This window comes from Xanthomonas sp. 3075, assembly GCF_014197275.1.
GTDB lineage: Bacteria > Pseudomonadota > Gammaproteobacteria > Xanthomonadales > Xanthomonadaceae > Xanthomonas > Xanthomonas campestris_B.
On the sequence record NZ_JACIFI010000002.1, the window covers coordinates 283,790 to 297,308 of the forward strand.

13 protein-coding genes are annotated in these 13,519 nt (G+C 66.0%); 10 read left to right on the top strand and 3 right to left on the bottom strand.

Going from position 1 to position 13,519, the window contains the following annotated elements; all coding sequences use genetic code 11:
• Positions 1-182 precede the first annotated feature (182 nt).
• Positions 183-2,126 carry an acetate--CoA ligase gene (gene acs / locus GGR62_RS03180; RefSeq protein ID WP_184406525.1) on the top strand — a complete coding sequence of 648 codons (1,944 nt, stop codon included), beginning with the start codon at positions 183-185 and terminating at the stop codon, positions 2,124-2,126.
• Between the two features lie 257 nt (positions 2,127-2,383).
• The gene (locus GGR62_RS03185) at positions 2,384-3,052 is read left to right on the top strand and encodes a response regulator transcription factor (protein WP_016901792.1); all 669 of its coding nucleotides are present in this window, start codon (positions 2,384-2,386) and stop codon (positions 3,050-3,052) included.
• A 283-nt stretch (positions 3,053-3,335) separates the two neighbouring features.
• Here the strand turns inward: GGR62_RS03185 and GGR62_RS03190 are convergent, their stop codons facing one another.
• Positions 3,336-3,671: a hypothetical protein gene (locus GGR62_RS03190; RefSeq protein ID WP_260305391.1), complete on the bottom strand. Its 336-nt coding sequence runs from the start codon at positions 3,669-3,671 to the stop codon at positions 3,336-3,338.
• 529 nt (positions 3,672-4,200) lie between these two features.
• Between GGR62_RS03190 and GGR62_RS03195 the strand changes: the two genes are divergently transcribed.
• The 7 genes from GGR62_RS03195 (at position 4,201) to GGR62_RS03225 (ending at position 10,863) form a co-directional block, all read left to right on the top strand.
• Positions 4,201-4,764: a TlpA disulfide reductase family protein gene (locus tag GGR62_RS03195; protein ID WP_184406622.1), complete on the top strand. Its 564-nt coding sequence runs from the start codon at positions 4,201-4,203 to the stop codon at positions 4,762-4,764.
• Between the two features lie 3 nt (positions 4,765-4,767).
• Positions 4,768-4,971, top strand: coding sequence for a hypothetical protein (locus GGR62_RS03200; protein ID WP_184406527.1), 204 nt, complete (start codon positions 4,768-4,770; stop codon positions 4,969-4,971).
• Positions 4,972-5,490: 519 nt separating this feature from the next.
• On the top strand, positions 5,491-6,498 hold the full coding sequence (locus GGR62_RS03205) for an aldo/keto reductase (protein WP_326520230.1): 1,008 nt from the start codon (positions 5,491-5,493) through the stop codon (positions 6,496-6,498).
• Positions 6,495-7,367, top strand: a complete 873-nt coding sequence (locus tag GGR62_RS03210) for an amidohydrolase family protein (RefSeq protein ID WP_184406529.1) — start codon at positions 6,495-6,497, stop codon at positions 7,365-7,367. The genes GGR62_RS03205 and GGR62_RS03210 overlap by 4 nt, the downstream gene beginning before the upstream one ends.
• Positions 7,364-8,134 (top strand): SDR family oxidoreductase, encoded by a 771-nt coding sequence (locus GGR62_RS03215; RefSeq protein ID WP_184406530.1) that lies wholly within the window; start codon positions 7,364-7,366, stop codon positions 8,132-8,134. Before GGR62_RS03210 ends, GGR62_RS03215 begins: the two co-directional genes overlap by 4 nt.
• A gap of 160 nt (positions 8,135-8,294) precedes the next feature.
• Positions 8,295-9,152, top strand: coding sequence for a fumarylacetoacetate hydrolase family protein (locus GGR62_RS03220; protein ID WP_184406531.1), 858 nt, complete (start codon positions 8,295-8,297; stop codon positions 9,150-9,152).
• 388 nt (positions 9,153-9,540) lie between these two features.
• On the top strand, positions 9,541-10,863 hold the full coding sequence (locus GGR62_RS03225) for an L-fuconate dehydratase (protein WP_184406532.1): 1,323 nt from the start codon (positions 9,541-9,543) through the stop codon (positions 10,861-10,863).
• Positions 10,864-10,873: 10 nt separating this feature from the next.
• Here GGR62_RS03225 and GGR62_RS03230 read toward each other — a convergent pair whose 3' ends face one another.
• Both GGR62_RS03230 and fucP read right to left on the bottom strand, forming a co-directional pair.
• Complete coding sequence (locus tag GGR62_RS03230; RefSeq protein ID WP_184406533.1) at positions 10,874-11,236, bottom strand: L-fucose mutarotase; 363 nt, start codon at positions 11,234-11,236, stop codon at positions 10,874-10,876.
• A 2-nt stretch (positions 11,237-11,238) separates the two neighbouring features.
• The gene (gene fucP / locus GGR62_RS03235; protein ID WP_184406534.1) at positions 11,239-12,537 is read right to left on the bottom strand and encodes an L-fucose:H+ symporter permease; all 1,299 of its coding nucleotides are present in this window, start codon (positions 12,535-12,537) and stop codon (positions 11,239-11,241) included.
• A gap of 181 nt (positions 12,538-12,718) precedes the next feature.
• Here fucP and GGR62_RS03240 point away from each other — a divergent pair, with 181 nt between their 5' ends.
• Positions 12,719-13,468 (top strand): helix-turn-helix domain-containing protein, encoded by a 750-nt coding sequence (locus GGR62_RS03240; protein ID WP_184406535.1) that lies wholly within the window; start codon positions 12,719-12,721, stop codon positions 13,466-13,468.
• Positions 13,469-13,519 lie beyond the last annotated feature (51 nt).

Below are 13,519 nucleotides of genomic sequence, written 5' to 3' on the forward strand. Positions count from 1 at the left end.
GACAACCGCCACCGATCGCCGCATCAGGCCTGCAATGATTTTGCGGCACGGCCGCCTGGCGGTTACGACCATCGTCTAAGTCGTCGTTGGCCGCCGGGACAGAATGGATGCGGCACACTGACTGTCTACCGAGGGCGGCCGTCGCGCCCTCTTCCGACAAGTTCATCGCAAGTGAGGGTGCCATGGCTGATCTTTATCCCGTCGATCCCGCGTTCGCCGCCGATGCGCGCGTCACGCGCGAGCAGTACGCAGCGCTGTACCGCGAATCGATCGAACACCCCGAGCAGTTCTGGGGCAAGGCCGCGCAGCGGCTGGACTGGTTCAAGCAACCCACCCAGGTCAAGGACGTCAGCTACGCGCTGGACGACTTCCGTATCCGCTGGTTCGGCGATGGCGAGCTCAACGCCAGCGTCAACTGCCTGGACCGCCAGCTGGCCACGCGCGGCGACAAGACCGCGCTGCTGTTCGAACCCGACAGCCCCGACGCCGCGTCCTACCCGGTCACCTACCGCGCGTTGTACGAGCGCGTGTGCAAGCTCGGCAATGCGCTGCGCAATCTCGGCGTCAAGAAAGGCGACCGGGTCACCATCTATCTGCCGATGATCGTCGATGCGGCCGTGGCCATGCTTGCCTGCGCGCGCATCGGTGCGGTGCACTCGGTGGTGTTCGGCGGCTTCGCCGCCAACTCGATCGCCGACCGCGTGATCGACTGCCAGAGCAAGCTGATCATCACCGCCGACGAAGGCCTGCGCGGTGGCAAGAAGATTCCGCTCAAGGCCAACGTGGATGCGGCGCTGAAAATTCCCGGCACCACCACCGTGGAAACGGTGCTGGTGGTGCGGCATACCGGCGGCGCGGTGGAGATGCAGGCGCCGCGCGATCGCTGGTTCCATGATGTGGTCGACGGTCAGCCGGCCGAATGCGAACCCGAGCGCATGAACGCGGAAGATCCGTTGTTCATCCTCTACACCTCCGGTTCCACCGGCAAGCCCAAGGGCGTGCTGCATACCACCGCCGGCTACCTGCTGTTTGCCAGCTACACGCACGAAGTGGTGTTCGACCTGCGCGAGGACGACATCTACTGGTGCACCGCCGACGTGGGTTGGGTCACCGGCCACAGCTACATCGTCTACGGTCCGCTCGCCAACGGCGCCACAGCAGTGATGTTCGAAGGCGTGCCGAACTACCCGACCGTGTCGCGCTTCTGGGAAGTGATCGACAAGCACCAGGTCAGCATCTTCTACACCGCGCCCACCGCGATCCGCGCACTGATGCGCGACGGCTCAGCGCCGGTCAAGCAGACCTCGCGCAAGAGCCTGCGCCTGCTCGGCAGCGTCGGCGAGCCGATCAATCCGGAAGCCTGGCGCTGGTACTACGAAGTGGTCGGCGACAGCCGCTGCCCGATCGTGGATACCTGGTGGCAGACCGAAACCGGCGGCATCCTGATTTCGCCGCTGGCCGGCGCGGTCGATCTCAAGCCCGGCTCGGCAACGCTGCCGTTCTTCGGCGTGCAACCGGCGCTGGTCGATGCCGAAGGCAAGATCCTGGAAGGCGCCACCGAAGGCAACCTGGTGCTGCTGGACTCCTGGCCGGGCCAGATGCGCTCGGTCTATGGCGACCATCAGCGGTTCATCGACACCTATTTCCGCACCTACCCGGGCAGCTACTTCACCGGTGACGGCTGCCGCCGGGATGCCGATGGCTATTACTGGATCACCGGCCGCGTGGACGATGTGATCAACGTCTCCGGCCACCGCATCGGCACCGCCGAAGTGGAAAGCGCGCTGGTCTCGCACCCCAAGGTCGCCGAAGCGGCGGTGGTCGGCTTCCCGCACGACGTCAAGGGCCAGGGCATCTATGCCTACGTGACCTTGATCGCCGGCGAGACGCCGAGCGAGGAACTGCACAAGGAACTGGTGAGCTGGGTGCGCAAGGAGATCGGCCCGATCGCATCCCCGGATCACCTGCAGTGGGCACCGGGCCTGCCGAAAACGCGCTCGGGCAAGATCATGCGCCGCATCCTGCGCAAGATCGCCGAGAACGCCCCCGACCAGCTCGGCGACACCTCGACCCTGGCCGATCCGTCGGTGGTGGATTCGTTGGTAAGTGAGCGGTTGACGCGCTGACGCGCGTCGGGAATGGGGAATCGGGAGTGGGGAATCGTTAGGGCGGTTCCCTGAGGAGCGGGGAGTGAAGCGTCGGGATTGGGGTTCGTCAAAGCGGTCCCCCGGCCCATTCCTCACCACTCCGGACCTTTGATTTATCAAACCCGTCACACCGATTTCGCCGTTGCCTCGCTGTCGTCGTTTTGCTGTTGCTTGCCGTGCCCTTCGCTGTTGCCTTTGCGATTCCCGATTCCCCACTCCCGATTCCCGGCCCCTCAATGACCACCCTGCTGATCGCCGACGACCATCCCCTGTTCCGTGAGGCCTTGCGCGGGGCAGTGCAGCGCGTGATGCCGGGGGTGCAGTTGTTCGAGGCCGACACGGTGGACGCCTTGTACACCCTGGCCGATGCGCAACCGGATGCCGATCTGTTGTTGATGGATCTCAACATGCCCGGCGCGCAGGGTTTCAGTGCGTTGGTGCACATGCGTTCGTTGCATCCGCAGTTGCCGGTGGTGGTGGTGTCGGCGCGCGAAGAACCCACGGTGATGCGGCGTGCGATCGACCATGGCGCGTTCGGGTTCATTCCCAAGTCCGCCGATTCGGACACCATCGGCCGCGCGCTGGCCACGGTGCTCGATGGCGAGCGCTGGATTCCGGCCGAAGCGCAAAACCTGCCGCCGACCGACAGCGAAGAACGCGAAGTGGGCCAGCGCCTGCGCGATCTCACCCCGCAACAATTCCGCGTGCTGCAGATGCTCGGCGCGGGGCGACTCAACAAGCAGATCGCCTACGATCTGGGCGTGTCCGAGGCCACCATCAAGGCGCACGTCACCGCGATCCTGCGCAAGCTCGGCGTCACCAACCGCACCCAGGCGGTGCTGATGGCCGGCAAGCTCGCCATCGATGCCGACGGCATCGTGCTGCCACCGCCCGAAGAAGACTGAGCGCGACAGGCAGCACGGCTGCCTGCATCGCATCGCAGCCGGGGCACGCTGCGTCTGCATCGCATCGGCCGTGTCGTCAGGGAGCTGGTCCGCATTGATCCGGCAACTGTATGCAACCGGTTGTCATTCGCTTCGCGTCAGCGTTGCATACAAACACGATGCGATCGGCATCGCCCGCACGCGATGGGCAACCGCTCGCCTGGCCGTTTCATCGGCCGCCCTGCGTCGGCACGGGCGATCGCCGCAGCCAAGCGCCACACATGGGCGAGTCCACGCACGGCAATCAGCGCAGTGGCTGGCCGGAGCAGACCTTGGACGCGCTTTGCGGGGGCGGCACCTGCCAGATCGCGTTCCCGGTGTCGTCCTCGCCTTCGTAGATCGCATAGCGCCCATCGTCCTGACGGTGCATGGTCGGGCTGAAGGTAATGAAATCCATGCGCTCGTCGTCGGGGCCAACGAAATGCATCTCGCCCCCGCACACGAAATTGGAACCCGGCTGCGGACCGAGTGCCGCGCAGGTGATTTGCGAGGTTTCCGCACGCACCACGCGACTCACGTGCGGCCTGACCAGTCCGCGGTCGGCGGCGGCGCAGAAGTAAGCGGCAATGACGGTGCGCATCTCACGCTGCGATGGCATCCACGACGGACAGCTATAGACATCGGCAGTGCAGCTCGGGACAGCGCCATTACGCTCGGCACGGTCAGGCGCAGCAGCAGAGGCAGTTTGCAACACTGTCAGCATCAGGCATGCGGCCGCAGCCAGCAGGGAGAGATGAGAAGGCATCGGGATGCGTGAATTCCAGCGGGCGACGCACCTTACCGCAGTCAGACACTGCCCTGACTGACCGAACATCCGGCAGGGACGTGCATGCCACGCAAGACGTTGCACGGCACCGCACATGACCACGCTGCACGTCTGCACACACAACGCACTGCTGACCGGTCGGCAACCCTGCGCAAACCCGGCATATCGGCCGCTCCATCGCTGGCAAGCCCAAGCGCGGGGGTGTGATCGCATCCACAACCACACACCGCGCAGCATCGCAGTTGTCGATATCACCATTGACCATCCGCTGATGCCTGGGCAAGGCTCGGGTTCCAACGCGGCTTCTGGAGCTGGCATGGCGCGACGTGTTCCCTGGCGCTGGATCGGCTTGCTGGTGGCGTGCGCACTGATTGCGGTGCTGGCGTGGCAGAACAAACAGCTGCGTACCCAGCAGCAATGGTTGCAGACCCGCGTCAGCGCGCCGTACGACGGCATGTATGTGCCACGCATCGAGGTGACCGATACCCAAGGCCAACGCCGCACGCTCGGTGTCCCGCAAGGGCCGGCGCAGGTGCTGTTCTTTTTCACCACGACCTGCCCGTATTGCCGGCGCTCTGCACCCACGGTGGTGCACGCAGCGCGGCAATTGCAGGCCAACGCGGCTGGTCGCCCGCAGTTGCTGGGCGTATGCCAATGCGATGCGACACAGGCCGCACGCTATGCGCATGTGCACGGCTTCGATTTCCCGGTGGTCACGTTGACCGATCGTCGCGCGTTGATGCTGTTCCGCGCGCGCAACGTGCCGCTGCTGCTGGCCATCGATGGGCAGGGGCGCGTGCGCCATTCCCATCTTGGCGTTTTCGATACCACGGAGCGGGTGCAGGACCTGGTCGCCGCATTGCGCCGCACGGATGCGCCAGCGGCTTTTGCAACGGTGAAGGAGTGATCCATGAAGAAGCGTTTGGGGACCTTGCGCAGTGCGTTGATGGCGGCGACCTTTCTGGCCAGTACCGGTTTCGGTGCGTTCCAGGTGATGGCAGTCGATAACGCACAACCGAAGACCGAATCGTGCAGTGCGTGGGCCTGCAAGGCCGAATGCCCGGAGTTTGGAGGCGACCTGGGACAGGGCAACGTCTGCTATTGCTGCGGATGAGTGACCGGCGGGGCTGTCAGGGTCCCGCTTTCTGCTGGTACCGCGGCAGGCGGCAAACCGTGCGCACGGCCGCGCGTAATCCCCCGGGTGTGCACTGCCGGGGCGCCGGACAGGCGCAGCAGCGCGACAGGCGCAGGAATCGCCGAATCGGCGTGTGCTGAACGCCGAACGGCTGCATGCGTGGCCGGGTCGCGTTTCCATCGCAGCCGTCCCGGCGATCAACCGACCATCGCCGCATACGGAGGGTGGTGTGCACGCACGCCGAACGACCGTGGTGGCCAAGCGCGTGCACGCGTTGGCTGGCAGATGGATCCACCCCTTCGACGCAAACCGCGTAGCGCGCCGCTGAACCAATGCCTTTCTTAATGCTGCACTGCAGCGTGATCTGTTCACTTATGATTGCCATATTCATATGCGAACAGCCATCCGCTGGCTGGTGGACGTCGCGATGCCCAGCTATTGCCTTCCAGATCCCGCCCAGGCCTGCGCCGCTGCGATCCAGTCTGCAGAGCGTGGCGCGTGAGCGTGACGCGGCGACGTGTGGGCAGCACCCGCGTGCAGCTCTCGGCGCTGGGCTTTGGCGCCGCCCCGATCGGCAACCTGTATACCGAGGTCGATGAGGGCCAGGCGCTGGCAGCGGTGACCGGCGCGTTCGAGGCCGGTCTCCGTCATTTCGATACCGCGCCCTACTACGGCTACGGACTGAGCGAGGCGCGGGTGGGCCGTGGCCTGGCCGGCGTGCCGCGTGCGGACTACACGCTGTCGACCAAGGTCGGCCGCTGCCTCTATGACGACGCGCAGGCCGCCGCAGGGCGCGAGGGCTTTGCAGTGGCAGGCCGCCGCGCCGCCTTCGACTACAGCGCAGACGGCGTGCGGCGTGCGTTCGCTTCCAGCCTGGAGCGTCTGGGTACCGACTACATCGACGTGCTGCTGCTGCACGACATCGGTGCGCTCACCCACGGCGACAACCACGCCAACGTGCTGCGCCAGGCCTTGGAGGAGGCCTTGCCGGCAATGGCGGAGCTGAAGGCAGTCGGTGCCTGCGGGGCGATCGGGCTGGGCGTCAACGAGCAGGACGTGGCGCTGGAGGTGCTGCCACGGTTTCCGCTCGACTGCGTGATGCTGGCCGGCCGCTACACGCTGCTGGAACAGCACGGCGCGCGCGCATTGCTCGACCAGGCGCAGCAGCGCAACGTGGCGATCCTGTCGGCCGGCCCGTACAGCTCGGGCCTGCTCAGCGACGCGCGCGGCCCCGGTGCGACCTACAACTACGCCCCGGTCGATACCGCCACCCTGCAGCACGCGCAGCGCTTGTATGCGGCCTGTGCGGCATTCGATGTGGATATCGGCGCGGCGGCACTGCAGTTCCCGCTGGCGCATCCGGCAGTGGTCACCGTCGTGGCCGGCATGCGCAGCGTGGCCGAAGTGCAATCGGCCACCGAACGCCTGCATGCGGCGATTCCACCGGCGCTATGGCAACGCTTGCGCGATGACGGCCTGCTCGCTGCGGAGCTGCCCACGCCATGAGCCGGGTCGACGCGCACCTGCATTTCTGGCAACTGGCCCGTGGCGATTACCACTGGCTCACACCCGCGCTGGCGCCGTTGTACCGCGACTTCGCCCCCGCCGACATCGGCGATGCACTGGACGCGGCCGGCGTCGAGAGCGTGGTGGTGGTGCAGGCCGCCGCGACCGAGGCCGAAACCCGCTATCTGTTCGATCTGGCGCGCACCGATGCGCGGATTGCCGGCGTGGTCGGCTGGGTCGATTTCGCCGCGCCCGATGCCGCCGCGCGCATCGACGCGCTGGTGCGTGACGGCGGCGGTGTGCTCAAGGGCCTGCGCCCGATGGTGCAGGACATCGCCGACGTGCAATGGCTGGCCAGCGCCGCGCTGGATGCCGCATTCGACGCCCTGCTTGCGCACGATCTGGCCTTCGACGCCTTGATCCGCAGCGCGCATATGCCGGCACTGCAAACGCGCCTGAAGCGCCATCCGGGCTTGCGCGTGGTCATCGATCACGGCGGCAAACCACAGATCGCCGCCGGCGAATTCGTCGCGTGGGCGGCCGGCATGGCCGCGCTGGCGCAGCATCCCAATGTGCACTGCAAACTCTCCGGCCTGCTCACCGAAGCGGCGCGCGGCGCCGGCGCGCAAGCGCTGGAACCGTATGTCGCGCATCTGATCGCGCGCTTCGGCCCGCAACGGCTGCTGTGGGGCAGCGACTGGCCGGTGCTGACCCAGCGCGCCGACTACGCGCAGTGGCTGGACATCGCAGAGCACCTGGTTACCACCCACGCCGACGGTCACGCTGCGGCGATCTTCGGCGACAACGCACGCAACTTCTATCGTCTGCCAAGGCCGGCGGCCCCCACCTACGGAACCTCTTCGGTATGACTGTCTCGCTCTCCACCACTCCCAACGACCGCCTGCGCGGCAAGCGCTGCCTGATCACCGCCGCCGGCGCCGGCATCGGCCGCGAAAGCGCGCTGGCCTGCGCACGCGCCGGTGCGCAGGTGATCGCCACCGATATCGACGCCGCTGCCTTGCACGCGCTGGCGGCCGACTCGGAGGCCATCACCACCCAGCTGCTCGATGTCACCGACGCTGACGCGATCGCCGCACTGGTCGCCGCGCACGGTCCGTTCGATGTGTTGTTCAACTGCGCCGGCTTCGTGCATCAGGGCAGCATTCTCGATTGCGACGAGCCGGCCTGGCGCCGCTCGTTCTCGATCAACGTCGATGCGATGTACTACACCTGCAAGGCGGTATTGCCAGGCATGCTCGAACGCGGCCGCGGCAGCATCATCAACATGTCGTCGGTGGCGTCCAGCATCAAGGGCGTGCCGAACCGTTTCGTCTACGGCGTGACCAAGGCGGCGGTGATCGGATTGAGCAAAGCCATCGCCGCCGATTACGTGGCCCAGGGCGTGCGCTGCAATGCGATCTGCCCGGGCACCATCAAGACGCCGTCGCTGGGCCAACGCGTCAAGGCGCTGGGTGGCGACGAACAGGCGGTGTGGAAGAGCTTCACCGACCGCCAGCCGATGGGCCGCCTGGGCGACCCACGCGAGATCGCGCAGCTGGTGGTGTATCTGGCCTCGGACGAAGCGTCGTTCACCACCGGCCAGACCCACATCATCGATGGCGGCTGGTCCAACTGAGGGCGGAAGCGCGTCACCGTGCCGCCCACCGCACCGTTGGCGCGACCACGGCCAGATGCGACCTGTCTCGCTCGATCCTGAGCACGCCGCCCACATCCACCCGATGCACGCGCGCTAGGTTGGCTAGCCGCTCCATTCCTCACCTGCAAAGGAAGACCGCATGAAACTCGTACGCGTTGGCGCACCCGGCCAGGAACGTCCCGGCCTGATCGATGGCGAAGGCCGCATCCGCGATTTGAGCGGCGTGATCGACGATGTGGCTGGCGAGCACATCACCAACGCCGGCCTGGACAGACTGCGCGCACTGGATGTGTCCACGCTGCCGCTGATCGACGGCCAGGTGCGCTATGGCGCGGCCGTGGGGCAGATCGGCAAGTTCATCTGCGTGGGTCTGAACTACGCCGACCACGCCGCCGAAACCGGTGCTGCGGTGCCGGACATGCCGATCCTGTTTATGAAGGCCACCACGGCGGTGACCGGTCCCAACGACACCGTGATCATTCCGCGTGGCTCGGTGAAGAGCGACTGGGAAGTGGAACTGGGCGTGGTGATCGGCGATATCGCACGCGATGTGTCGGTGGACGAGGCGTTGAACCATGTGGCCGGCTACGCGGTGATCAACGATCTGTCCGAGCGCGAATTCCAGCTCGAGCACGGCGGCCAGTGGGTCAAGGGCAAGAGCGCCGACACCTTCGGCCCGATCGGCCCGTGGCTGGTCACCCGCGATGAGGTGCCGGATCCGCAGAACCTGTCGATGTGGCTGGAGGTCAATGGCCACCGTTACCAGAACGGCAGCACCCGCACGATGGTGTTCGGCGTGGCCGAACTGGTCAGCCACATCAGCCGCTACATGACGCTGATGCCGGGCGATGTGATCAGCACCGGCACTCCGCCGGGCGTGGGCCTGGGTCAGAAGCCGCCGGTGTATCTGAAGCCGGGCGACGTGATGGAGCTGGAGATCGAAGGGCTGGGTCGTCAGCGCCAGCCGGTGGTCGCGCATCCGCGCGATACGGCTTGAAGCCTCTCTGTCGGCACGTTTCTGCTCAGCAAGAAACGCGATCTCGATAAGGGTAGCGACACGCCCGACCGGCGCAGCTTGAAACCCCTCTCCCGCGTGCAGGAGAGGGGTTGGGGTGAGGGCAGCGCTCCTGACGCGGTATGTGCAGATTTTCTACGGAGTGTCGGGTGCGTTGAATCTCCAAGCGCTGCACCAAGTCGATGCAGAAGCACGGTCAAGCCTGCAGTGATTCGTTGGTCCGTCTTGCAAGCGCCTGCATCGCGGCAGCGTTTCAACACATCCGGCGCTTCGCGCTCGTCCCGTCTCTCCCTCTCCCGACGCGAGAGGGGCCATAGCCGCACTTTCATTGCCGTTTTTCCATTTCCCGTTTCCATCGCCCAGGACTCTCATGCGTACCATCATCGCCCTCGACACCCACGACGTCCGCTTCCCCACCTCGCGCGAGCTCGATGGGTCGGACGCGATGAATCCGGATCCGGATTACTCGGCTGCCTACGTCGTGTTGCGCACCGATGCACCGGATGATCTGGCCGGCTACGGCCTGGTGTTCACCATCGGCCGCGGCAACGATGTGCAGACCGCTGCGGTGGCCGCACTGGCCGAACACGTGGTCGGCCTGTCGGTCGATGAGGTCATCGGCGACCTGGGCGCGTTCGCGCGCCGGCTCACCAACGACTCGCAACTGCGCTGGCTAGGCCCGGAAAAGGGCGTGATGCACATGGCCATCGGCGCGGTGATCAACGCCGCCTGGGATCTGGCCGCGCGCGCCGCAGAAAAACCGTTGTGGCGCTATATCGCCGAGCTCACGCCCGAGCAATTGGTCGACACCATCGACTTCCGCTACCTCACCGACGCGCTCACCCGCGACGAAGCGCTGGCCATGTTGCGCGCCGCGCAGCCGCAGCGCGCGCAACGCATCGCCACCCTGATCGAACAGGGCTACCCCGCCTACACCACCTCGCCCGGCTGGCTCGGCTATTCCGACGAAAAACTGGTGCGCCTGGCCAAGGAAGCGGTGGCCGATGGCTTCCGCACCATCAAGCTCAAGGTCGGCGCCAACGTGCAGGACGATATCCGCCGTTGCCGCCTGGCGCGTGCGGCGATCGGCCCGGACATCGCGATGGCGGTGGACGCCAATCAGCGCTGGGACGTCGGCCCGGCGATCGACTGGATGCGCCAGCTGGCCGAATTCGACATTGCCTGGATCGAAGAACCCACCAGCCCGGACGATGTGCTTGGTCACGCCGCGATCCGCCAGGGCATCGCCCCGGTGCCGGTCTCCACCGGCGAACACACCCAGAACCGGGTGGTATTCAAGCAATTGCTGCAGGCCGGCGCGGTGGACCTGATCCAGATCGATGCCGCCCGCGTGGGTGGCGTCAACGAAAACCTCGCCATTTTATTGCTCGCCGCCAAGTTCAACATCCGCGTGTTCCCGCATGCTGGCGGCGTTGGCTTGTGCGAGCTGGTGCAACACCTTGCGATGGCCGACTTCGTCGCCATCACCGGCAAGATGGAAGACCGCGCCATCGAATTTGTCGACCATTTGCATCAGCATTTCGTCGCGCCGGTGCAGATCCGGCATGGCCGCTATCTGGCACCGGACGCGGCAGGTTTTTCTGCGCAGATGCACACCGCTTCGATCGCGGAGTTCCGCTATCCGGATGGTCGGTTCTGGGTGGAGGATCTGGCGGCTGCTACGCGGGGGTGAGGGGCGCCCCTCATCCGCCCTGCGCCGCGACCGCCTTACTCAACGCAAAAATCCGCCCAGCCTCCCGCCACTTCTCCCCCGGCGCACTGCCTGGCAGCGGCTTCTGAAACCGCCACATCAGCTGCTCCCACGCCTGAATCCGGGGGTCGGCCGCATCGCGCGCCGCCTTGGCCGTCGGATCGTAGTCCTCGCCGACCTCCATCAACATCACCAACCGATCGCCACTGCGAAAGATCTCCAGCTCCAGGATCCCCGCCTGGCGTAACGACGCCACCACTTCCGGCCAGACCTCGGTAGGTTGATGCCAACGCTCGTACTCGGCGATCAGTTGCGGATCGTCGTGCAGATCCAGCACATAGCACAGACGCCGCATGCTCACGCTCCCGCCGCGATGGGCGCCGCGCGCCGCGCATTCAATGCAAAGACCAGGATCACCACAAAGCACGCACCCGGCACCACCATCGCCCAGTGGATGCCGGCCATGTCCGATAGCGCGCCCATCACTGCAGTGAGCAATGCACCGCCGATGATCGACATCACCAGCAACGAGGAACCCAGCTTGCGGGCATCGTCATGCATGCCGTCCAGACCCAGCGCGAAGATGGTCGGGAACATCACCGACATGAAGATGCTTGCGGCCACCAATGCGTACAGGCCGGTCCACCCCGGCAGTGCAATGGCCACCGCACACAGCACCAGATTGATCGCGGCAAAACTCGCCAGCAATTTGGCCGGCGCCAGATAGCGCAACAGCGCAGTGCCGATAAAGCGGCCGGCCATGAACAGCACCAGCGAGATGGTCAGATACGTGGCCGCGGTTTTTTCCGGCGTGCCCGGCACCGCGTCCTGGAGGTAGCGGATCAGGAAGCTCCAGATGCCGACCTGGGCGCCCACATAGAAGAACTGCGCCACCACCGCGAACACGAACTGGCGATTGCCCAGCAGCTGGCCAAAGCGCGCGCGCTTGGGTGCTGCCGCGCCGCTACCGGTGTCGCCGGCAGGAAACCGCACCAGCGCGATCAGGATCGCCCACAGCACCACGACTGCGCCGATCACCAGGTACGGCATCTGCACCGCTGCCGATTCGGTGGCGAAGAACGCAGTGCGTGCGGCCGGCGTCATCGCCGCCAGCTCGGCCGGGGTGTGCTCCACGCCGGAGAAGATGAAGTGCTGGCCGACCAGCACGCCAGTGATCGAGCCCAACGGGTTGAACGCCTGGGCAAGATTCAACCGCCGCGCAGCGCCCTCCGCCGGGCCGAGCACGGTCACCAGCGGATTGGCCGTGGTTTCCAGAAACGCCAGGCCGCTGGCGATCACGAACAACGCCAGCAGGAACAGCCAATAGGTCTGCACCTGCGCGGCCGGATAGAACAGAAACGCACCGCACGCATACAGCAGCAGGCCCAGCACCACGGCGGCCTTGTAGCTGTAGCGGCGCATGAACATCGCCGCCGGCATCGCGAACACGAAATAGCCCAGATAGAACGCGCTCTGGACCAGCCCTGCCTGCAGGTCGGTCAGCTCGAAGGCCTTCTTGAACTGCTTGATCAGGATGTCGTTGAGGTTGTTGGCCATGCCCCACAAAAAGAACAGGCTGACGATCAACAACAAGGGGACCATGGCGGTACGCGCCAGGTTGCCGCGCGGTGACGCGGCACTGTCACTGTGATGCATGCGACCTCTCCCCTCCCAAGGCTGTGGCGCTTGCGTTGCTGTGCGGCGAGCGTACTGCGCGCGCCTGCGCCATGCAAATATAAAATCTTTGTTTATATTTGCACTCGACCGCCCGCGCCGCCCACCTGCCCGCGATGCCTGTACCCTGGCGCGCCGCACCTTGCCTGGAACCCGCAAACGGATGAGCACCGAACCCGCCAAGTACCGCGCGCCGGCCCTGGACAAGGGCCTGGACATCCTCGAACTGCTCGCCCGCCAGGCGCAGCCGATGAGCATGGGCGCGATCTCGCAGGGCATCGGCCGTTCGCGCGGAGAGATCTTCCGCATGCTGCAGGTGCTGGAGGAGCGCGGCTATCTCACCCGCGACGGCGAAGGCGACTACGTGCTGACCAACCGTCTGTTCATGCTCGGCATGCAGCAGCCGCCCGTGCAGAGCATCAGCGAAGCGGCGTTGCCGGTGATGCGGCGGCTGGCCGATGCCATCTATCAGCCCTGCCACCTGGTGGCGCCGTCGGGCGACCAGATCGTGGTGATCGCGCAGATGGATGTGCCCAGCGATCTGGGCCTGGTGGTGCGCCCGGGCCATCGCCGCCCGTTGACCCATTCCAGCTCCGGCCTGGTGCTGTTCGCCTTCCAGCAGCCGGACGTGCAGGCGCGCTGGCTGGACATGCTCGATGCCAGCGAGGTGCCGTTCGAGCGTGCGCAGTTCCTGGCCGCCGCCGCACGGGCACGCAGCGATGGCTACGCCATGCAGCCCAGCGAAGCGGTGGTGGGGGTGGTCGATCTGACCGCACCGATCCTGCAACGCGGCAGCGCAACCTACACGCTCACCGTGCCGTTCATCGCACGCCGCCCGGAGCTGGTCGGCCCGCAGGCGGCCTTGCGGGCGCTGTGTGCGGCCACGCAAGAGATCTCCAGCGCACTGCACTGAGCAGCGCCTCGCGTGCATGCCAGGCGCGTTGCACGCCGGATCGCCCCTATA